Genomic DNA, 23,883 nt, shown 5'->3' on the forward strand with positions numbered 1-23,883 from the left:
TCAGGACTCCATGGCCTTGACGAGCGAAGCGGGCCGCAGGTCCGTCCAGTTGGTCTCGACGTACTCGAGGCACTCCGGACGCGAAGCGGGGCCGAACTTCGTGGTCCAGCCCGCCGGGACCTCGACGAACTCGGGCCACAGACTGTGCTGGCCCTCGTCGTTGACCAGCACCAGGTACGTGCCGTCGGGGTTCTCGAACGGGTTCGTCATTCCTTGTTCTCCTTCTTCGTGGCCGGTGAATCAGCCCGGCGGATGAGTGCGTCCAGTGCGAGGAACCAGCCTTCCGCGAGTTCCCGCACCGAGTCTTCGGTGAGCACGGCCTCCGGCCAGGACCAGTGTGCGGCCAGTTCGGGGCCGCCGGGGCGGTCCTCGGTGACGACGTTTACCGTCAGCGCGTGCGAGACCGGCATCCCGTCGTCAGGGCCGAGTTCGGCCGCCTCCGCCTCCGCGGCGTACGACCAGTCGGTCGCCTCGGGGACACCGATCCGGCCGAGGTAGTTGAACTCGATCTGCGGCGTCGGGAACTTCGCCAGTTCAGGGCCGGTGCGCGGGTCGAGGTAGCGGAGCAGACCGTGTCCGATACCGCCGTCCGGAAGCCCGTCGAGATGCGCCCGGACCCGTTCGAGTGCCTCCCCGGCGGCGGCACCGCCGGCGAACGCGTCGTCGACGTCGAGGTCACCCAGATCCAGGCACACCGGGACGACGCTGGTGAACCAGCCGACCGTCCGCGAAAGATCCGCGCCACCAGCGAGTTCCTCTTCGCGGCCGTGCCCCTCGACGTCGACCAGCACCGCCCGTCCCCCGTCCCGGCGCCACCGGGCGACGGCGAGGGCGAGACCCGCGAGCAGGACGTCGTTGATGGTCGCACGGGACAGCAGCGGGGCCGTCCGCTCGGCGGGCAAGGTCAGCGACACCTTCCTCACGGTCACCGCCACGTCCCGCACGGGGTCGAGCGGCCGGTCCAGCGGGATCGGATCCCCGCCGCCCAGCACCGACTTCCAGCGATCCAGCTCACCAGTCCTGTCCTGTGTGGACAGAGCACGTGACCATCGCCGGAACGAGGTGTCCACAGGGGACAGTTCCGGCGCCCCGCCGACCGCGACCGCGTCCCAGGCGGAAGCGAGATCCGGCAACAGGATCCGCCACGACACACCGTCGACGGCGAGATGATGGATCATCAGCAGCAACCGTCCGGGCTCCGACGGTCCCGCGTCGAACCACGTCGCACTCAGCATCACGCCGCCGTCCGGGTCCAGCCGGGCACGGGTCGGCTCCGCGTGCCGCTCGATGAGAGCGAACAGATCACCTTCGACCTCGACGCGTTCGATGCGGACATCGGCGGATTCGGGCATCCGGAGTGCCCAGCCGTCCACCGACCGGTCGAGCCGTGCGCGCAGCATGTCGTGCCGCGCCACGACCGCGCCGAGCACGGTCTTCAGCTGGTCACCGGTCATCCCGGACGGTGTCCGCAGCAACGCCGCCTGGTGATACCCGTCGATCGGGCCGCCGAGTTCACGGAGCGCGTGCATGATCGGGGTGAGCGCGACCGTGCCGTCGTCCTCGATGCTCTCGGCCACCTCGGCCAGCGCCTCGACCGTCCGGCGTGCGAACACGTCGTGCGGGGTGATCTTCAGCCCGGCCGCGCGAGCGCGACTGACCAGCCGCATCGCGACGATGCTGTCCCCGCCGAGGGCGAAGAAGTCGTCGTCGGCGCCGAGTTCCGGCACGTCGAGCACTTCCGCGAAGAGCGCGCACAGCGCCCTCTCCCGTGCGGTTTCGGGTGCCCGGCCGCCCGCCAGCTCCGTGTAGTCCGGCGCGGGCAGCGCCCGGCGGTCCAGCTTTCCGTTGGACAGCACGGGAAGCGCGTCGAGCGAGACGAACGCCGACGGCACCATGTAATCCGGTAGCGCCTCGGCAGCGAACCGCCGCAACTCCTCGCGGTCCGCGGCCGAAACGACGTATGCCACCAGTTGCTTGACCCGCGGGCGATCCTCACGCACCAGGACGACGGCCTGCGCGACGTCCTCGTGCCGTTCGAGCACGGCCTCGACCTCGCCGGGCTCGACCCGGAACCCGCGGATCTTCGCCTGGTCGTCGGCGCGCCCGCCGAAGTCCAGCCGCCCGTCCGCGGTCCAGCGGGCGAGGTCGCCGGTCCGGTACATCCGGGCTCCCGCCGGGCCGAACGGATCCGCCACGAACCGCTCCGACGTCAGCGCCGCCCGACCGAGGTATCCCCGGGCAAGCCCGGAACCGGCGAGGTACAGCTCCCCCGTGACTCCGGGCGGCACCGGCCGGAGTGCCGCGTCCAGCACGTAGGCGCGGGTGTTCGCGACCGGCCTGCCGACCAGCGGCTTCTCGCTGTCGCCGATCCTCGCGACCAGTGCGTCCACTGTGGACTCGGTGGGCCCGTACAGATTGAAGGCCTCGGTTCCGTCCAAAGTGGCCAAACGGTGCCACAGGCTCTCGGGTACCGCCTCGCCGCCGACACCGATCACGGCGAGCGGACACCGGTCGCCGTCGAGCAGCCCCGCGTCCGCCATCTGCGCGAAGAACGACGGTGTGACCTCGATGAAATCGAAGCCGTCTCGTTCGATCATCGCGGCCAGCAGTTCGGGATCGCGCCGGGTTTCCTCGTCCACGACGTGCACGGCGTGCCCGTCGAGCAGCCACAGCTGCGGCTGCCAAGAGGCGTCGAAGGAGAACGACCACGCGTGTCCCACCCGCAGGTGCGGCTTTCCGGTGGCCTCGACCGCGGGCCGGTGCAGGGTGACGCGGTGACTGTGGAACAGGTTCACCACGCCGCGATGCGGGACGACGACCCCCTTGGGTGTCCCGGTCGAGCCGGACGTGTAGATCACGTACGCGGGGTGTTCCGGGTCGAGCGGGCGGACCCGGTCACGATCGGTCAGGTCGTGCGCCTGCCGGTCCTCGGTGACGAGCGCGCACAGCACCAGGGTCTCGATCTCGGTCCGCGGCAACGACTCCAGCAGCTCGGGCTCGGTCAGGATCACCTTGGGCCGCGCGTCGGCGAGCATCGCGGCCAGCCGCTCGGCGGGATAGTCCGGGTCGAGCGGCAGGTACGCCGCCCCCGCCTTGTGGACCGCGAGGATCGTCCGCAGCACGTCCGCCGAACGCGGCAACGCCAACGCGACGAAGTCCTCGGGCCCCACGCCGTGGGCGACCAAGGCCCTGGCGAGCCGGTTCGCACGCTCGTTGAGTTCGGTGAAGGTCAAGGCGACCTCGCCCGACACCACCGCCGTCGCGTCAGGCGAACGCCGCACCTGGTCTTCGAACAGACCGGCCACAGTGGACGGTTCGACGGCGAGCGCCGTGTCGTTCCACTCCCGCACGATCAGGTCGAGGTCGGCCTCGGCCAGAATGCCCACCCTGCCGACCGGAACGTCCACATCGGACACCATCGCGGCGAGCACGCGTTCCATCGCGGGGAGAAGCCGTTCCGGCAGGCCGGCGTCGAACAGGTCGGAGCGGTACTCGGCGGTGAGCTTCAGCCGTGTGCCGGGTTCCACCGCCCAGGTGAGCGGATAGTGCGTGGAGTCCTCGTGGCGCACGATCTCCCCGCGTAACCCGGCACCGGTCTCGTCCTCGTCCGCGCCGGGGTAGCTCTCGAACACCATCAGCGTGTCGAACAGCTCCCCCAGCCCGGCCCCACGCTGGATGTCGGCGAGCCCGAAGTGCTGGTGCGCCAGCAAGCCGGACTGCTCGTCCTGGACCCGGTCGAGCAGGTCGCCCAGCTTCTCGGCCGGGTCGAGCGCGATCCGCACCGGGATCGTGGTGATGAACAGGCCGATCATCCGCTCGACCCCGGCCAGTTCGGGCGGGCGCCCGGCGACCGTCGCGCCGAACACGACGTCCGACCGGCCGGTCAGCCTGCCGAGCACGATGCTCCACGCGGTCTGGACGAGCGTGTTCAGCGTCAGACCACGCGAGCGGGCCACAGTGGACAGTGCCTCGGTCGCCTGCTCCGGCAGCTCCAGCGACAACCGCTCCGGCAGGGCCGGGACCCGCTGCGGGTCGTGCGGGACGAGATGCGTCGGCTCGGTCAGACCGTCGAGTGCCTGCCGCCACGCGACTTCCGCCGCCTCCCGGTCCTGCTCCCCGAGCCAGCCGAGATGGTCGCGGAACTGCCACGCGGGCGCCAGGTCGGCGCCGGCGTACAGCTGGGATAGCTCGGCGAACAGCTGCGGCACCGACCACCCGTCGAGCAGGACATGCTGGTGGGTGAACACCAGCCGGTGCCGCCCGTCCGGCAGGGCCAGGAGCAGGAAACGCAGCAGCGGCGCGGTGGCCGGGTCGAAGCGGCGCCGGTCGTGGGCCAGCTCCACCTCGACATCATCCGCCGAAGCGACGAAACGCCACGGAACGGTGACCGAGCGCGCCACCAGCGCGACCGGACGGCCGGACGCGAGATACCGATAGCCCGTGCGCAGGACGGCGTTCCGGTCCATGAGCTTCTGCGCGGCGTCACGCAGGCGGACCGGATCGAGCGGCCCGTCGAGATCGAACGACACCTGGACGGTGTAGACGTCGGGTCCGTCGTCGTCCATCGTCGCGTGGAAGAGCAGTCCGGCCTGCAACGGCGTCAGCGGCCACACCTCGGCCGTGTCCGGCGCGACGTCGAGGATTTCCGCGCGCTCGGCAGGATCGAGCTCCACCAACGGCTTCCTGGAGGTGGGCGCGTCGAGCCGCACCGAGCTCACCTCGGCCAAGGCCGCGACGGTCCGGTGCCGGAAGACGTCACGCGGGCTCAGGAGCAGCCCGGCGCTCCGCACGCGGCCGACCAGCTGCATCGCGACGATGCTGTCGCCGCCGAGACGGAAGAAATCGTCGTGGATACCCACCTTGTCCAGCCCGAGCACACCGGCGACGAGCGACGCGAGCAGTTCCTCGCGCGGTGTGCGCGGGGCATCGCCGGTGACCTCGCCGGAGAAGTCCGGGGCGGGCAGCGCCTTGCGGTCGAGCTTCCCGTTGGGTGTCAACGGGAACGCGTCCAGCACCACGAACGCCGACGGCACCATGTACTCCGGCAGTGTGGCCTCGGCCAGCCGCCGGGCTTCTTCGACGTCCGCCTCCCCCGCCAGGTACGCGACGAGCCTGCCGTCGCGCAGGACCACGCGGGCGGAGAGCACGGACTCGATCTCGCCCAGCTCGATCCGGAAGCCGCGCAGTTTGACCTGGTCGTCGGCTCGGCCGAGATAGTCGAGCGCGCCGTCCGCCCGCCACCGCGCGAGATCGCCCGTGCGGTACATCCTCTCCCCGGCCGCGAACGGGTTCGCCACGAACCGCTCGGCGGTCAGCCCGGTCCGGCCGAGATAGCCGCGCGCGAGCTGCGCGCCCGCCAGGTACAGCTCCCCCGCCACGCCCGGCGGCACCGGCCGGAGCCGGGCGTCGAGCACGTGGACCTGGGTGTTCCACACCGGACGTCCAATAGGGACAGTGTCATCGACGACCGCCCACGAGGTCACGTCCACCGAAGCCTCTGTCGGCCCGTAGAGGTTGTGCAGCGGGACGTCCACGCGAGCCGCCAGTTCCGGCTGCAGCGCCTCGCCACTGCACAGAACGCGGCGGACGGCGTGCCACTCCGGCTCTTCGGCGAGGAACGCCTCCAACATCGACGGGACGAAGTGCAGGGTCGTGATCCGCTGGTCCCGGATCAGTGCTTCGAGATACGCCGGGTCGCGGTGGCCGTCCGGTTTGGCGACCACCAGCGTCGCGCCGGTGATCAGCGGCCAGAAGAACTCCCACACCGACACGTCGAAACTCGACGGTGTCTTCTGCAACACGCGGTCGTCCGCGGCGAGACCGTACTCGTCCTGCATCCACAGCAGGCGGTTCACGATGCCCTCGTGAGGCACCACGACACCCTTGGGGCGACCGGTCGAACCAGATGTGTAGATGACGTACGCCGGAGACGACGGATCCACGACCCGGCCCAGACTCTCACCGGAATACCCGTCCAGCGCGGGCAGCTCATCGAGAACGACCGCGGGTGCCGCGTCATCGAGCATGAACGCCAGCCGGTCGGCCGGATAGTCCGTGTCGAGCGGCAGATACGCCCCGCCCGCCTTGTGCACGGCGTACAGCGCGACCACGAGATCGAGCGACCGCGGCAGCGACACCGCCACCACCGACTCGGCACCCACACCCTGCTCGACCAGCCACCTCGCGAGCTGATTCGCCCGCGCGTCGAACTCGGCATACGACAGCTCGGAGCCCTCGAACACCACAGCCGTAGCGTCCGGCGTCCGTGCCACCTGCGCCTCGAACAACTCCGGCAGGGTGGTCGCCGGGACGTCGTGCGCGGTGTCGTTCCAGCGCCGGAGCTGGTCACGCTCGTCCTCGCCGAGGACGTCGAGCTCGCCGACTGGGATCGCTGGATCGGCGGCCACCTGCTCCAGAACGGCGACTAGCCGCCGCGCGAACGATTCGGCCGTGGCGTGGTCGAACAGATCGGCGCTGTACTCGATGGCGCCCGAGATCCCGTCGCCGTTCTCCAGGAACCCGAACTCGAGGTCGAACTTGGCGACGCCCTGCGCGAAGTCCTCCTGGACGGCACTGAGCCCGGGCAGCTTCAGCCCGTCCTCGGCTTCGGGCAGGTAGACCACCATCACCTGGAACAACGGATGCCTGGCCAGCGAACGTTCCGGGTTGACCGCGTCGACCAGGCGCTCGAACGGCAGGTCCTGGTGTTCGAAGGCGGCGAGGTCGGTCGCCCGCACCCGTGAAAGCAGGTCGCCGAACGCCGGGTCGCCGGACAGGTCGGTGCGCAGCACCAGCGAGTTCACGAAGAAGCCGATCAGCGGCTCCAGCCGCTCGTCGACACGGCCGGAACTCGGTGCGCCGAGCGGGATGTCGTCTCCTGCGCCGAGCCGGTGCAGCAGCGCCGCGACCGCGGCCTGCGCCAGCATGAACATGCTGACGTCGTACCGCCGAGCGACCGCACGCAGGCGTTCGGTGAGCCCGCCGCCGATCGGGAAGGTGACGAGACCGCCGCTGTGGCTCGACTCGGCAGGCCGCGGCCGGTCCGCGGGCAAGGCCAGTTCGTCCGGCAGGTCTGCCAGCGCCTCCCGCCAGAAGTCGAGGTGCGCGGGTGCCGTCGAGTCGAGCAGTTCCCGTTGCCACAAGGCGTAATCCGCGTACTGGACGGGCAGTTCCGTCCACTGTGGCGCATCCCCGGCCAGGCGAGCTTCGTACGCCGTGGCGAGATCCGCCATCAGCGGCCCTTGTGACCACTCGTCCGTCGCCACGTGGTGGATCACCAGCGACAGGACGTGCTCCCGTGGCGACACCGCGAAGACCGTTGCTCGGATCGGAAGTTCCTCGTCGAGCGCGAAACCTCGCCCTGCCTCGGCGGACAACTGCGCCGGAAGGTCTCCGGCCGCCTCGAAACGGACCTCCGGTCGCGCGTCGGACAGGATCCGCTGCGCCGCGACGCCACCTTCTTCGACGAACACGGTCCGGAGTGGTTCGTGCCGCTCGACGAGGTCGCCGATAGCCGCGCGCAGCGCGTCCACGTCCAGTTCGCCGTGCAGGCGCCAGGCGAGCGGGATGTTGTAGGTGGCCGTGGTCCCTTCGAGCCGGTACAGGAACCACAACCGTCGCTGCGCGGGCGAAAGCGGCAGGACGTCCGGCCGCTTCCCGGCGCTCAGGACCGGCTGCGTGGACGGGTCCGCGAGCCGTTCGGCCAGCGCGGCGACGGTCGGGGCGTCGAAGACGTCGCGGACCGAGACCGTGGCGCCGAGACTCGCCGAGATCCGGCTGACCAGGCGCATCACCAGCAGCGAATGCCCGCCGAGCGTGAAGAACCCGTCGTCAATCCCGACCCGCTCGACACCGAGCACGTCGGCGAACAGCGCGCACAGGGCCTCTTCCCGCGCGTTCCGGGGCTCGCGGCCTTCGCTGGTCGCGAACTCCGGCGCGGGCAGGGCCTTGCGGTCGAGTTTGCCGTTCGGGGTCAGCGGGATCTCGTCGAGCACGACGAACGCCGACGGCACCATGTGCTCCGGCAGCTTCGCCGCCACCTTCTCCCGCAGGCCTTCGACCGAGCCGACGACGTAGGCCACCAGCCGGTCTTCGCGAGCGACGACCACGGCGCGCGTGACGAACGCGGTCAAGGCGGCTTCGACCTCGCCGAGTTCGACCCGGAAGCCGCGAATCTTGACCTGGTCGTCGACCCGGCCCAGGAACTCCAGAACGCCGTCTTCCGACCAGCGCGCGAGGTCCCCGGTGCGGTACATGCGCTCACCCGGGCCGCCGAACGGGTCGGCGACGAACCGCTCGGCGGTCAGCCCCGGCCTGGCCAGGTACCCGCGAGCGAGCTGCACGCCGGCGAGGTAGAGCTCACCGGGGACCCCTGGCGGGACCGGGTTCAGCCGCGCGTCCAGCACATACGTCCGCGTGTTCCAGACCGGACGTCCGATCGGGACGGACGGTGTCGTTTCGGCACGGGCCCGCCAGGCCGTCACGTCGACAGACGCCTCGGTCGGGCCGTAGAGGTTGTACAGCGGGACATCCACACGGGCGGCCAACTTCGACGGCAACGCCTCGCCACTGCAGATCACGCGCCGCAGGCCAGTACATTCGGCGGTTTCCAGGAACAGCGCCAGCATCGACGGGACGAAGTGGACGGTCGTGATCCGGGCGGTGCGGATCAGCTCGGCGAGGTACGCCGGATCCTTGTGCCCCTCGGGTTTGGCGACCACCAGCGTCGCGCCGGTGATCAACGGCCAGAAGAACTCCCACACCGACACGTCGAAACTCGACGGCGTCTTCTGCAACACCCGATCATCGGCGGCGAGACCGTACTCGTCCTGCATCCACAACAACCGGTTCACGATGCCGGAATGCGGCACCACCACACCTTTGGGGCGACCGGTCGAGCCGGACGTGTAGATCACGTACGCCGGAGACGACGGATCCACGACCCGGCCCAGATTCTCACCGGAGTAGCCATCCAAAGCGGGCAGCTCGTCGAGAACGACCGCAGGGGCGGCGTCTTCGAGCATGAACGCAATGCGGTCGGCCGGATAGTCGCGGTCGACCGGCAGGTAAGCGCCACCAGCCTTGTGCACCGCGTAGAGAGCGACGACCAGGTCGAGCGACCGCGGCAGCGACACCGCCACCACCGACTCCGCACCCACTCCCTGCTCGACCAGCCACCTCGCGAGCTGATTCGCCCGCGCGCCGAACTCGGCGTACGACAGCTCGGCGCCCTCGAACACCACAGCGGTAGCGTCCGGAGTCCGCGCCACCTGCGCCTCGAACAACTCCGGCAGCGTCGCGACCGGGACCTCGTGAGCCGTGCGGTTCCATTCGGTCACCCGCGCGAGTTCGTCGCCGACGAGGACGTCGAGCGCCGCGACGGGCCGCTCCGGTTCGGCCGTGACCTGCTCCAGCAGCGACGTCAGCCGGGCCAGCAAGCGCTCGGCCGTCGTCGCGTCGGTGAGATCCTCGGCGTACTCCAGCATCAGCGTGGCGGTGGTCCCGTCGTCGACCATCGTGAAGTGCAGGTCGAACTTCGCCATGCCGGTGTCCATCTCGAACCACTCGGCCGGCAGGCCGAGCACGTCGTGCGCGTCGCTCTGCCGGTGGTGGCCCACCATCACCTGGAACAGCGGGTTGCGCCCCGGCACCCGCGGCGGGTTCAGCTCCTCGACCACGCGCTCGAACGGCAGGTCGCCGTGCGAGAACGCGGCGAGATCCGCCTCTCGCACCCGATCGAGCAAGGCCGCGAAGGTCGGCTCGCCGGAAAGATCGGTCCGCAGCACCAGCGTGTTCACGAAGTATCCGACGAGATCGTCGAGTGCCGCGTCGGTGCGTCCGGCGATCGGAGCGCCCAACGGGATGTCGTCCCCGGCACCGGTCCGGTGCAGCAGGGCGGCCACCGCCGCCTGAAGCACCATGAACGGGCTCGCACCCGCCTTAGCCGCCAGGTCGCGCACCGCGGCCGACAGGTCCTCCGGGAGCGGGGACTTGACCTTTCCGCCCTTGCCCGTCGGCTGGAGCAGCCGGGGGCGGTCCAGCGGCAAGGCCAACTCGTCGGGCGCCCCGCGCAAGGACTCGGCCCAGTAAGCGACTTGATCTGCTCCGTGCTGGTCGAGGAAGTCCCTCTGCCACAACGCGAAGTCGGCATACTGCACCGGGAGGTCCGTCCACACTGGAGCCTCACCCGCCAGCCGCGCCCGGTAGGCCGAGGTCAGATCGTCCAGGAACGGCCGGTCGGACCATTCGTCGGTCGCGCTGTGGTGCAGGACCAGCGAGATCACGTGGTCGCCTTCGCCGAGGCGCAGGACCCGCAGCCGGACCGGGATTTCCGCCGCCAGGTCGAACGGCGTCCGCGAGAGTTCGGCGATCCGCGCGGCCAGGCCCTCCTCGTCGCACTCTTCGACGGCGAACGGGATCTCCGGCGCGTCCAGAACGCACTGGTAGGGCTCCCCGTCGTGCTCGGCGAGCACGGTCCGTAGAACCTCGTGTCTGCCGAGCACGTCGCCGAGCGCGGCGCGCAACGCTTCGATGTCCAGGTCGCCACGCAGGCGGAAGGTCAGCGGGAAGTTGTACGCGACCGCGTTCGCTTCCATCCGGTCCACGAGCCAAAGGCTGCGCTGGGCCGCCGAAAGCGGGATGCGGTCGGGACGCTCGGCGCGGACCACCGCCGGGCGCGCCGGGTCGCCACTGCCCGCGCGTGCGGCCAGCTCGGCCACCGTCGGCGCCTCGAACAGGTCACGGATGGCCAGTTCGGCGCCGAGTTCGGTCCTGGCCCGGCTGATGAGCCGGGTGGCGAGCAGGGAATGGCCGCCGAGATCGAAGAAGTTGTCCTCGACGCCGACCCCGTCCACGCCGAGGACCTCGCCGAAGAGCGCGCACAGCGTCTCCTCCTCGGCGGTCTCGGCCGGACGGCTTTCGGCGAGCCGCACCGTCGGCTCGGCATCCGGGAGCGCCCGCGTGTTGAGCTTGCCGTTGTCGGTCAGGGGCAGGGCGCCCAGCGTGACGAAGGCGGCCGGGACCATGTAGTCCGGCAGTTCCGTCTTGAGCCTGTCCCGCAGGCGCTGCACCAGTTCGCCGCCGCCTCGGGCCGCCGTCGGGCTCGTGGCGTACTTGGCCAGGTTGGTGCCGACCGAGACCGGCTGATGCACATCGGTGACCAGCGCCTCTGTCTGTCCCTTGTGGACGAAGATGGCCTCGAACGCGCCCTCGGCCGACCAGGTGCAGTACACCCGGAACCCGAGCCGGTCGCCGAGTTCGTGCATGTCCTCGGGTTCCACACCACGAGAAGAACCGAACACCGCGAGGACGTCGATCAGCGGCGCACCGGCGTCCAGCGCACGCGTCGCCTCGACCTCCGGCGCCTGCCGAGCGTCCGGGATCCGGCTCACCCGTAGCGTTTCCACACCGGAGAGGTGGTCCTTCAGCGCGGCAAGGGAACCCACGTCGTCCCAGGACACGCGGGGCGCCTGAGCGACGGTTACCGTCGCGGCCGGTTCCTTCACGAGGACGGCGTCGTAGCGGTACCGGCTCAGCTCGTTGTGCAGCCGGGCCCGTTTGATCCGGACCTGCGCGGCGACATCCGGGAACCGCCGCGCGAGCGCGGTGAAGTATTCCGGGTCGATCAGCAGTTCCTTCTCCAGCGCGGCACCGCGTTCGATCGCGCGCCGCACCTGCGCGACGTCGGACGTCGCGTCGGCGCGGGTGAGCTGGATCGCGGTGTGGAAGGCGCGGGCGAGCCGCAGGTTCCGGACGTCGCCGACGAACAGCGCGCCGCCGGGCGCGAGCAGGCCGATCGCCTTCGTGATGACGTCGGTCAAGTAGTCGACGCTCGGGAAGTACTGGATGACGGAGTTGATCACGATCGTGTCGAACCGGCCGGTGGGCAGGCCGTCGAACACGTGCGCCGGCTGCGCGCGCAGGGTGACCTTGGCCGCCAGCTCCGGATCCCGTTCCAGTTCGCGGTTCAGCTTCGCGATCACCGGCGCGGCGAGGTCCGTACCCCAGTACTCCCGCGCGAGCGGCGCGATCTGCCCCATGAGCAGACCGGTGCCGACGCCGATTTCCAGCACCCGTTCGGGCTTCAGTTCGGCGATGCGGTCGACGGTCGCCCGCCGCCATTCCCGCATGTGCTCCAGCGGGATCGGCTCGCCGTCGTAGCTGGAGTCCCAGCCCGCGAAGTCTTCGGTGAACAGGGCCGTCGGGATCTCGGTGTACTCGTCGGAGTAGATCTGCTGCCATTCGCCGACCTGGTCGGCTTCGGCCTCGGCGCGCGCGTCCCCGCTCAGTTCGGCCGGGACGACGTAGCCGATGAGCCGCTGCAAGCCGGGTGCCGACGGGTCGGGCCGCGCGAGAACGGCGGCCTGCGCGACCTCCGGGTACCGGCTGAGCGCGGTCTCGATCTCGCCGAGTTCGACGCGGTAGCCGCGGATCTTGACCTGGTCGTCGGTGCGGCCGAGGAAGTCGATGTTCCCGTCCGGACGGCGTCGCACCAGGTCTCCGGTGCGGTACATCCGCCCGCCACCGGGCACGAACGGATCGGCGACGAACCGTTCGGCGGTCAGCCCCGGACGGCCGAGGTAGCCGCGGGCCAGGCCCTCGCCCGCGATGTAGAGCTCACCCGCGACACCGTCGCGGACCGGCCGGAGCCACTCGTCGACGATGTAGGCGCGCGTGTTCCAGATCGGCTTGCCGACGGTCGGGGTGTCGCTGTCGGTCGTGCCGCCGCCGAGCGTGTTGATCGTGTATTCGGTGGGGCCGTACAGGTTGTATCCGTACGTCCCGTCGGTGTCCCGCAGCCGGTTCCACACCGACTCGGACACCGCTTCGCCGCCGAGCAGGACGAGCGCGGGCCGGTGCCCTTCCAGCAGTCCTTCCTCGATCAGCAGGTGGGCGTACGTCGGCGTCACGTTGACGACGTCGACCTCGTGCTCGTCGCAGTACGCCACGAGCGCCCGTGCGTCCCGGCGCAGTTCCTCGTCGCAGACGTGGACTTCGTGCCCTTCCACGAGCCACAGCAGTTCTTCCCACGACATGTCGAAGGCGAACGACACGGTGTGGGCGATCCGCAGCCGCCGTCCGCCCGCCGACGCGATGGCCGGGGCGAAGATGGCGCCCTGATGGTTGAGCTGCATGTTCGTCAGGCCACGGTACGGCGTGACGACACCCTTGGGCTTTCCTGTCGAGCCCGACGTGTAGATGACGTACGCCGGGTGCTCCATGCGGTCCGCGCGGCCGCGCGCGAACAGCGGGCGTTCGGCGTCGGAGATCGGGCCGCCGCCGAACGCCCTGTCTTCGTGGTCGTCGACGAGCACACGAAGGACGTCATCAGGCAGTGTCGCCGAGACCTCCTTCGTGGACACCAAACACAGTGGCCGGGCGTCCTCCAGCATCACCGTGAGTCGCTCGACCGGGTAGTCGAGCTCCAGCGGCAGATACGCCGCGCCGGTCCGCAGCACCGCGAACAGCGCGACGACCATGTCGATCGACCGCGGCAGACCGAGCGCGATCACCTGTTCCGGTGCGGCGCCCTTCGCCAGCAGCAGACGGGCCATCCGGTTGATGCGCGCGTCGAGTTCGGTGTAGGTCAGCTGCTCTTCACCGAACACCAGGGCCGTCGCGTCCGGAGTCCGCTCTGCCTGCACGGCCAGCAGGTCCGCGATCGTGTCCTCGACGACAGGATGCTCGGCCTCGGCCCAGCCCGCCTCCAGCGCGGCACGGTCCTCGGCGGACACCGTAGCGAGCGCGGCGACCGGTTTCGCCGGGTCGTCGACGATCTGCGCGACCAGCGACGTGAACCGGTCCAGCACCGACGCGGCCTCGGCGGCGTCGATCACGTCGTCCCGGTAGGACACCGTGATCCGGATCTCCTCGCCCGGCGTGACCACCAGCGTCAACGGGTAGTGCGTGGCGTCGATGTTCAGCAGGCCGGTGATGCCGTGCCGGTGACGCAGACCGTCGCGCCGTTCGTCGCCGTCGGCGTTGCGCAGCACGAAGAGCGTGTCGAACAGGACGCGATGCCCGGCTTCCCGTTGCAGGACACCGAGGCTCATGAACTCGTACGGAGTCAGGTCCATGCGCTCGGACTGCAAGCGCCGCACCAGGTCCAGGACGGATTCGGCCGCGTCGAGCCGCACCCTGGTGGGCACGGTGTTGAGGAACAGGCCGATGGTGTTCTCGATGTCGGGCACGGCTGCGGGCCTGCCCGCGACCGCGGCGCCGAACACGACGTCGGTCCGTCCGGTCATGGTCGAGAGGACAAGTCCCCACGCGGCGTTGAGCACGGAGTTGACGGTCAGGCCGTGCCTTCTGGCCTGCTCACGCAACGCGAGGCCCAGTTCGGGCGGGAGCACGGTGTCCAGGTTGACCGGGGTCGCCGGGGCCAGGTCCCGGCCTTCCGGACCGATGACCGTCGGCTCCGCGAGACCGGACAGCGCCTCGCGCCACGCGTTCGTCGCCGCTTCGATGTCCTGCCGGTCCAGCCAGCGCAGGAAGTCCATATAGGACCCGGCGGCGGGCAGGGCGCGGTCGTCGCCGCCGAGGTCGTACAGCGCGAACAGCTGCTCGATGAACAACCAGGCGGACCAGCCGTCCCAGAGCAGCAGGTGCCGGTTCAGCACGACACGGTCGCGTCCGTCGCCGAGCCGCACCAGCTTCAGCCGGAACAGCGGCGGGGCACCGAGGTCGAACCGCGTCGCGCGGTCCTCGGCCATCAAAGCGTCGAGGCGTTCCTGCTGTTCGTCTTCGGGCAGCGCCGAAAGGTCCACTTCGGACACCGGGGGGTCGACCTCGGCCGCCACGAACTGCACCGGCCCGCGCAGCCCGTCGCTGGTGAACCCGGCACCGAGGCTTGGGATCCGGCGCAGCAGCGCGGAGACCGCCGCCCGCAACCGGTCGGCGTCCAGGCGGTGATCGAAGTCGATCGCCTCCTGGATCGTGTAGATGTCGACCCGGTCGGAGTTGTAGCTGGAATGGAAGAACAGGCCTTCCTGCAGTGGCGACAACGACCAGACGTCGGCGACCGGCACCGGGCTGACCCGCTCGACGCGGGCGATCTCCTCCTGCGTCAGCGACACGAGTTCGAGGTCGGACGGCGTGAGGCCCACCGGCGCGTACGTGTCCACCGCCGCTAGATCGACCAAGGCGGCGGCCCAGCGTTCAGCGAGCGCGGCGCCCGTCCCGGCGAACGTCGCCGTCAGCCTCGGCCCGTCCGCGGTCTCCTCGCACGCCACCCCGATGCGGACGGCGTGGTCTCCGGACGGCGGCACGGCCACGTGCCCGGCGACCTGCCACTCCCCCGGCCCGGCCGGGATCCGGCCGTCGTAGCGCAGCGCGATCCGCGGCTTCGGGAGGCCGGCGAGCAACGGGCCGGTCTGGACGTTGAGGTAACGCAGCGGGCCGTAGCCGTCAGGTGTCTTCCGGACGGTCTCCTTGACGGCCTTGAGCAGCGCGAGCGGTTCGCCGGTTGCGGTGATCCGCACCGGGCGGGCCGACGTCAGCGCGCCGACCGTGTCCGAGGCATCCACCCTGCCGTGGAGATCGACGAGGAGATCGCCGTCCACGGACATTTTCAGCGCCGTCAGGAGCACGTCGGTCACGTCGCCGTGCACGGCCGACGGGAGCGCGCCGACGAGCGCCCGAGTGTCCTCGACGGACAGGGTGATGCGACGTTCGGTGACCTCGCCCGGGATCTCGGCGGTGCCGGGCGCCAAGGTCTCCGCCCAGTGCTCGATCTCGCCCAGCAGCGCGGGATCCTGCGCTTCGTCGGTGATCCGGCGGGCGATCGTGCGCAGCGACGTCCGCGGCGGGGTGAACACCGGCGGGCGGCCGTCGGTCACGGCCTGCCAGGCGATCGCGAGATCGGCCGCCAGCGTCGTCCAGCTCCGCGCGTCCAGCAGGACCGGATGCGCGACCAGGAGCAGCCTGCCCGGCTCGTCGAACCAAATGGCCTGCAGCAGGTTGTCCGTAAGCCTGGCAGCGTCCCGGTATTCGTCGTCGACGGATCCGGTCGCGTGACGGAGCAGATCCGCCGCCTGCACCGTCCCTTGTGGACGGATTTCGAGCGACCACAGCACCGAGGCGACCCGCGCCAGTTCGAGCCGCAGGCCGTCGTGGTGGTCGAGCACGAGTTGCAGGGCGGCGGCGAGCGTCTCGACGTCTGCTCCGGCGGGCGCGTTCAGCAGCACGGACTCCGGCTGGACCGCGTCGCCGAGTTCCCGCAGCCTGAGCACCTCGGGAAGGAGAGGCAGGGCGCCGACACCTTCCGCCACCGCCGTCGGCTCGGCAGGTGCGGCAAAGGCGGCGAGCGCGGCCGGGGTCCGGAGCTCGAACACGTCCTTGGGGCTCAGCTCGAACCCGGACCGCCGGGCGCGGCTCGACACGGCGATCGACGAGATGCTGTCGCCGCCCAGCAGGAAGAAGTCGCCGTCGGCACCGACGGAGTCCAGACCGAGGACCTCCGCGAAGATCCGGGCGAGGGTCCGTTCCTGATCACTCTCCGGGACGGTGGCGGCTTTTCCGACCTCGGGCGCGGGCAGGGCGCGGACGTCGAGTTTCCCGCTGGGGGTCAAGGGGAATTCGTCGAGCACGACGAAGGCCTGAGGGACCATCGGCGACGGCAGCGCCTCGCCGACGGCGGCACGCAGCCGCTCCGGGTCCACGTCGCCGACGACGTAACCGACGAGCGCGCCGTCCTTCGCGACGACCGTGGCTGCCTTCACCTCCGGCAGCGCGGCGAGGACCACCTCGATCTCGCCGAGTTCGATCCGATTGCCGCGGATCTTCACCTGCCGATCGGTGCGGCCGAGGTACTCGATCTCGCCGTCGGCGCGGCGCCGCACCAGGTCACCGGTCCGGTACAGCCGCTGCCCCGGCTCGCCGAACGGGTCGGCGACGAAGCGTTCGGCGGTCAGGCCGGGCCGTCCGTGGTAGCCGCGGGCCAGCTGGACGCCGGCGAGGTACAGCTCGCCCGCCACGCCGTCGGGCACCGGGCGGAGGCAGCCGTCGAGGACGTGCACCCGCGTGTTCCACACGGGACGTCCGATGGGCACCGTGGCGCCTTCGGCCCCTGTGCTCTCGAAGAAGGTGACGTCCACGGCCGCCTCGGTGGGACCGTAGAGATTGTGCAGCGGAACGCCGGTGAGCGCACGCCAGCGGGCGGCGGTCTCGCCGGTCAGCGCCTCGCCGCTGGAAAAGACGCGGCGCAACGACCCGAGGCCGCCGGCGACCTCGTCGCTGCCGAGGAACGCGGCGAGCATGGACGGGACGAAGTGCAGGGTGGTGATCTGCCGTTCCCGGATCACCCTCGCGAGATACGCGGGGTCGCGATGGCCGTCCGGTTCGGCCAGGACCACCGCGGCGCCTTCGCACAACGCCCAGAAGAACTCCCAGACCGACACGTCGAAACTCGACGGCGTCTTCTGCAGCACGCGGTCCGAAGCCGTGAGCCGGTATTCGTGCTGCATCCACGCGAGCCGGTTGACGATCGCGCGATGCGTGACGGCCACGCCCTTCGGCCGCCCGGTCGATCCGGAGGTGTAGATCAGGTAGGCGGTGTTGTCCGGTCCGGCGGCCGCTCCTGGGACGTCGCCGACTGGCTCGCCGGTCACGGGAACCTGCGTCAGACCGGCGACGACGGGGATCCGCGCCACAGTCCCGGGTTCGGAGAGCACGAAACGCGCACCGGAATCGGCGAGCATGTATTCGAGCCGGTCCGCCGGATAGTCGAGGTCGATCGGCAGGTAGGCGGCCCCGGCCTTGAGAACACCCAGCAGGGCGACCATCAGCTCGGCCGACCTCGGCACGGCGACGGCGACGACCTCTTCGGGACCGGCGCCCAGGGCACGCAACCTGCGAGCCAGGTTCTCGGCGCGGGAGTCGAGGTCCGCATAGGACAGTTCGGTGTCCCTGAAGATCACCGCCGTCGCGGACGGCGTCTTGGCGACCTGCTCGGCGAAGGCCTCCGCCAGCGTGCGCTCCGGCACCGGATGCGAGGTCGCGTTGAGTTCGGCCAGACGGCCGCGTTCGGCGGGCGACAGCAGGTCGAGGGCGGCGACCGGCAGTTCGGGGTTCGCGGTCAGCGTCTCCAGCAGGCGAGCGAACCGCTCGGCGAGCTGCCCCGCCGCGCCCGCGTCGATCCGCGCGGCGTCGAACTTGAGGCTGAACTCCAGGTCCTCGCCCGGAGTCACGATCACCGCGACCGGGAAGTGCACCGCGTCGGTGACCTCGACGCCGGTGAGACGCACGGTTCCGGACGCGCGTTCGTCGTCACGCGGGAAGTTCTCGACGACCACGAGGGTGTCGAACAGTTCTTCCTGCCCGGCACCGGCGATGCGCTGCAATTCACCGAGCCCGAGATGCTGGTGATCCAGCAACGCCGCCTGCTCGCCTTGTAGCCGCCGCAGCACGGCGGCAACCGTCTCGGCTCCCGACCAGCGCAACCGCACCGGCACCGTGTTGATGTAGAGCCCGACCGCCGACTCGATCCCAGCGGCGCCGGTGTCACGACCGGACACCGTGCTGCCGAACAGCACGTCGTCACGGCCCGTGAGCCCGCCGAGCAGGAGACCCCACGCGCCGTGCAGCACGGCCCCGAGGGTGAGCCCGTGCGCCCGAGCCATGTCCGACAACGCCTTCGTCGGCTGCTCGCCGAGGTTCAGGTGCAGGCGCGACGGCTGTCTCGCCGCCCCGGCACGCCCATCGACCAGCCGGGTCGGTTCGTCCACTCCGGACAGCGCCGCGCGCCAGGCTTCGCGCGAAGCCTCGTGATCACGGGCCACGAGCCGCCGCAGGTGGTCGGCGCGAGTGTCCGTCTCCGGGAGCGTATTCGCTCCTTCGTAACCCGCCAGCAGTTCGCGAAGCAGCACCACGACCGACCAGCCGTCGGCGATGATGTGGTGGAACGTCAGCGCCAGCTTGGCGTGACGCTCATCGAGCCGGGTGAAGGTCGCCCGCAGCAGCGGCGGACGCGCGAAGTCGAACCGGCGCGCGCGGTCGGCCTCGAAGGCTTCCGCGGCGTCTTCGGCGGCCACCTCACGCCAAGGCAGTTCGGCATGCCGGGTCACTGTCTGGACGACCTGGCCGCCTTCGAGCTGCCGGAAACCGGACCGCAGCGACGAATACCGATTCAACAAGGCCTGTGCCGATCGGCGCAGCGCGTCGGCGTCGACGTCACCTTCGAGGTCCAGCACCTCCTGCACCGTGTAGATGTCCGCGGCCTGGCCGCCTTCGAACTCCGCGTGGAAGAAGAACCCTTCCTGCAACGGCGTCACGGGCAGGACGTCGGCGTACTCGGCGAGCGACGCGCGTTCGACGTCGGTCAGTTCCAGCAACGGCCGCTCGTCCACGGTGGACTCGGCGACGACGGCCTCCGCACAGGTGGCAAGCGCCTCGGGAGTCCGGTGCTGGAACACCTGACGCGGAGTGATGGCGAGACCGTGTTCCGCCGCGCCCAGCACCAACCGGATGGACAGGATGCTGTCGCCGCCGAGCGAGAAGAAGTCGTCGTCGGCACCGAACGAAGCCAGGCCGAGGACTCGCGCGGCGACGTCGCACAGGATCCGCTCGCGTTCGGTGCGCGGCGCGCGGCCGGTGGCGGCGGCGCCGAAGTCCGGCAGGGGCAGCGCGGTGCGGTCGAGTTTGCCGTTCGGCATGATCGGCAGCCGGTCGAGTTCCACGAACGCCGACGGCACCATGTAGTGCGGCAGTGCCGCTTCCGCGTGGGCACGCAGATCCTTGACCAGCGACGGCGATCCGTCCGCGGCCGGGACGACGTACGCCACCAGCCGCCGGTCGCCCGGCTTGACCTCGCGGGGCACGACGGCGATCCGCTCGACCCCGGTGAACGTGGCGAGCGCCGACTCGACCTCCCCGGGTTCGATCCGGAACCCGCGGATCTTGACCTGGTGATCGGTCCGGCCGAGGAAGTCGAGGTTCCCGTCCGCTCGCCAGCGGACCCGGTCGCCGGTGCGGTACATCCGCGCCCCGCCGCCGGCGAACGGGTCGGCGACGAAGCGTTCGGCCGACAGTCCCGGACGGCCCGCGTAGCCCCGCGCGAGACCGCGTCCGCCGACGTACAACTCGCCCTCGACGCCGACCGGGACCGGCCGCAGCGCGGTGTCGAGGACGTAGCAGCGCGTGTTCGGATCCGGAACACCGATCGGGATCGGGCCGGTCCAGCCGGGCTCGGCCGCCCACAGCGTGGAGTTCACCGTCGCCTCGGTCAGCCCGTACGCGGCGACGACCCGCAGGTCTTCGGCCCAGCGCGCGATCAGTTCCGGCGGGACGGTTTCGGTGCCGACGATCAGCACCGCGCCCTTCGGCAGTTCGCAGTCCGACGGCAGCGCCGCGACCAGCGACGGCGGCAGGATCATGTGCGTCGCCGCGTTGTCCGCGATGTAGCCGGTCAGTTCGACGCCCGCGACCCGGCGATGCGACGGAACCACGATCAATGTCCCGCCGACGCACAGCGACATCACCAGATCCCAGACCGTCACGTCGAAACCGGTGGAGGCGAACTGCACCACCCTGCTGTCCTCGCCGATGCCGATCCGTTCGGTCGCCGTGCTGATCAGGCTGCCGATCCCGTCGTGGGACAGGACCACGCCCTTCGGCTTGCCGGTCGAGCCCGAGGTGTAGATGACATACGCGGCCTGGCTCAGCGCGATCCCGCTCACGTCCACAGTGGACGAGTCGAGCGCCGCGAGCTCGGCGGCCGTCTCGGAATCGTCGAGCAGGATCCGCTCGGCGTCCACACCGGACGGCAGCTGCACGGATTCCTCCACAGTGGACACGACGATCTCCGCACCCGCGTGCGAAAGCATGTACGCGAGGCGATCTTCGGGGTGGTCGAGGTCGAGCGGGAGGTACGCGGCCCCGGCCTTCATCACGCCGAGCAGCGCGACGACGAGATCGGCCGACCGCGGCATCGCCACACCGACGACGTCCTCGTCACCGACGCCACGTCGCCGCAGCAGGCGAGCGAGCCGGTTGGCGGCGGCGTCGACCTCCGCGTAGGTCATCCGGACGTCCTCGCAGACGACGGCCTCCGCGTCCGGCTTCCGAGCGACGACCCGGGCGAACGTCTCGGGCCAGGACACCTCCGGCGACTCCGCGACCGCCTTCCCGAGCGCCAGGACCCGATCGCGTTCCTCGGCGGAGAGCAGGTCGATCGCGGCCAGCGGCAGGTCCGGCCCCACCATCAGGGCGTCCAGCACCGAGGCGAACCGGCGGCGATGATCGGCCAGTTCGTCGTCGGAAGACACGGCCGCGTCGGCATCGAAGTCGAAGCGGAGCCCACGGCCTTCGCCGGCGTCGTACACGGCGATGGCGACGTCGCTGATCGGCCCGAGTTCGAGGTTGTGCACCGTCGCGCTCGCGTCGCCGAACGCGAGTTCGCCGTCCACGGCCATGTAGTTCACGCTCAACCCGACGAGTTCGTGCACCCCGCCGCTCGCGCCGAGCTCACGCGCGAGGTCTTCCCCGCGATACCGGCTGTGTTCCAGCAGTGCGGAGACCTTCTCCGCGACCTGGGCGACGAGCTGCGCCGGCGTCGTCTCCGGGCGCACCGTCAGGCGCAACGGCAAAACGTTGGAGACCATGCCCGGCTGCTCACGCAGGGCGCGGGTGGTCCGCGCGGTGACCGGCAGCCCGAGGACGAGGTCTTCGACGCCGGTCACCCGGTGGGCGTACGCCGCCACCGCGGCGATCGCCACCCGGGACAGCCTCGTTCCCGCGTCGAGCGCGAACTTCCGCAGGCGACCGGCGTTCGCCGCGGGCAGCGCCCACGAATGCCGCCGGAGCCGGACCCGGCCGGACGACGCGCGGCCGAGCAGCCGCACCGGGTTGGGCCTGCCCGCGAGTTCCCCGAGCCAGTAGTCGCGGTCGGCCTTCGCGTCGTAGTCCGCGTCGGCCAGTCCGGCGAGCGGCCAGAAGACCTCCTCGGCGGTCCCCGAATAGAGGGCCGCCGCGCGACGGGTCAGGACGGCCTGGCCGTGCGCGTCCATCACCAGGTGGTGGTAGCGCTGGAACCAGCGGACCCGGTCGGCGGCCAGGACGAGCAGTGCGTGCGCGGTGAGCGGCCCTCGGGCAGGGTCGGTCACCACGGCGAGCTCGGCCCGTGCCCACTCGTCCGCGGCCAGCTCCGGATCCGGCTCGCCGGTGAAGTCGAGGACCGCGACCTCACCGGGGGCGACCGGACGCTGGACCGGCGTGTCGCCGTCCAGCTCGACCGTGACGTGGAGGCATTCCGCCTCCGCGACCGCCCGCCGGACGGCTTCACCCAGCCGGGCGATGTCGACGTCGCCGCGAAGCTCGGCGACCCAGCCGATCGTGTAGACCGGATCGGCCGGGTCGAGCTGCTGCGCGAGCCAAATCCCCTGCTGTGCCGGGGTCAGGGGAAAGCCGCGGTTCATCTGGTCGCCTCCACCGTTCAGAGCTTTTCGGGATCGTCCGTGCCTCAGGCGGGCCCGGTCCCGCTCACCGCGTACTCGGGCCGGGACGCGCCGGCGGCCCGCCGGTCCACAATGGACTGAAGGATCTCGCCGACCCGGACGGCGGTGTTGGACAGCAGCGACGACGTGATGCCGTGCGTGTGCTCGGTACCGCCCTGGAGATAGATCCCGCCGTCCAGCGGCGGCTCGGTGACGATCCGGTAGTCGCGTTCGACCCGGAGCCTGCCCTCGTCGTCGCGCTTGCAGGCCGACGCCAGCTCACCGAGCAACGGTGTCGGGTCCGCCGGGCTGTACCCGGTGGCGTACACGACGAAATCGGCGTCGAGCCGGGTCCGCTCCCCCGTCTCCAACGCTTCGACGGTGACCCGCACCGCGGAGCCGGTGTCGGTGACCTCGGTGGGACGGGAGACGTTGATCAGCTTCAGCCGCTCGATCCCCTGCACCTTCTCGCGGTAGACACGCCGGTACAGCTCGTCGATGAGCTCGATGTCCACGGCCGAGTAGTTGGTCGCGCCGTGGTAGCGCATCAGCCGGTCCTTGACCGCTTCCGGCGCTTCGTAGAATCGCCCGACCGCCTCGGGGTCGAAGATCCGGTTGGCGAACGCGCTGTCGTCGGCCGGGCTGTAGCCGTACCGCGCGAACACCGCGCACACCTCGGCCCGCGGGAAGCGGTCGTGCAGCAGCGCGCTCACCTCGGCCGCGCTCTGGCCGGCGCCGACGACGACGAACCGGCGCGGCTCCTCGGCGGCCATGCCTTCGAGCCGGTGCAGGAGTTCGCTGTTGTGCCAGATCCGTGTGCCCGGCGTCACACCTTCCGGGAGGTTCGGCCGCAGCCCGGTGCCCATCACCAGATTGCGGGCGCGCAGGTTCACCAGTTCGCCGTCGGTGCGGGCGTGCACGTCGAAGAACACGATCTCGTCGCCGTCGAACACCGGCGTGACGGAGAGCACTTCGGTGCCGTAGGAAACCAGGTCGTCGACCTTTTCCGCGGCCCATTCGAAGTAGTCGTGGAACTCGATCCGCAACGGGAACAGGTTCTTGTGGTTGATGAAGTCGACCAACCGGTCCTTGCTGTGCAGATACGACAGGAAGCTGAACGAACTAGTCGGATTCCGCATCGTCGCCAGGTCCTTGAGGAAGGAGACCTGCATGGTCGCGTTGTCGATCAGCATCCCGCGGTGCCAGCCGAAACGCGCCTGACGCTCGAGGAAGTGCGCGGTGACGGTCTCGGCCCCCGGCGCGGCGTTGTGCTCGGTGACGGCGATGGCGAGCGCGAGGTTCGAGGGACCGAACCCGACCCCGACCACGTCGTAGACCGGAACCCGTTCACCGACCACTGCTCGTGCCATCTTGAACCCCTAGCGCGGCTCAGCCGCATCTCGGTACTTCGTTACAAAGACCAGGGAACCCTAACCTAAGTTAGGTGAGGCTCAAC

3 protein-coding genes are annotated in these 23,883 nt (G+C 70.4%); all 3 read right to left on the reverse strand.

Annotated features, from left to right (window positions below; translation table 11 throughout):
• From ACFVM3_RS23590 to ACFVM3_RS23600, 3 genes are read right to left on the reverse strand one after another with little or no spacing between them, the layout of a single operon-like run.
• Nucleotides 1–210, reverse strand: coding sequence for an MbtH family protein (locus tag ACFVM3_RS23590; RefSeq protein ID WP_007029404.1), 210 nt, complete (start codon nt 208–210; stop codon nt 1–3).
• Nucleotides 207–22,409 carry a non-ribosomal peptide synthase/polyketide synthase gene (locus tag ACFVM3_RS23595; RefSeq protein WP_378441756.1) on the reverse strand — a complete coding sequence of 7,401 codons (22,203 nt, stop codon included), beginning with the start codon at nt 22,407–22,409 and terminating at the stop codon, nt 207–209. Before ACFVM3_RS23595 ends, ACFVM3_RS23590 begins: the two co-directional genes overlap by 4 nt.
• Nucleotides 22,410–22,453: 44 nt before the next feature.
• The gene (locus ACFVM3_RS23600; protein WP_378441758.1) at nt 22,454–23,797 is read right to left on the reverse strand and encodes a lysine N(6)-hydroxylase/L-ornithine N(5)-oxygenase family protein; all 1,344 of its coding nucleotides are present in this window, start codon (nt 23,795–23,797) and stop codon (nt 22,454–22,456) included.
• Nucleotides 23,798–23,883: the final 86 nt, after the last annotated feature.

The sequence above is a fragment of the Amycolatopsis sp. NPDC057786 genome, assembly GCF_042797905.1.
Taxonomy (GTDB): Bacteria; Actinomycetota; Actinomycetes; order Mycobacteriales; family Pseudonocardiaceae; genus Amycolatopsis.

Coding starts and splice junctions, on each gene's coding strand:
- ACFVM3_RS23590 (WP_007029404.1), bottom strand. CDS start 210: ATGACGAACCCGTTCGAGAACCCCGACGGCACGTACCTGGTGCTGGTC.
- ACFVM3_RS23595 (WP_378441756.1), bottom strand. CDS start 22,409: ATGAACCGCGGCTTTCCCCTGACCCCGGCACAGCAGGGGATTTGGCTC.
- ACFVM3_RS23600 (WP_378441758.1), bottom strand. CDS start 23,797: ATGGCACGAGCAGTGGTCGGTGAACGGGTTCCGGTCTACGACGTGGTC.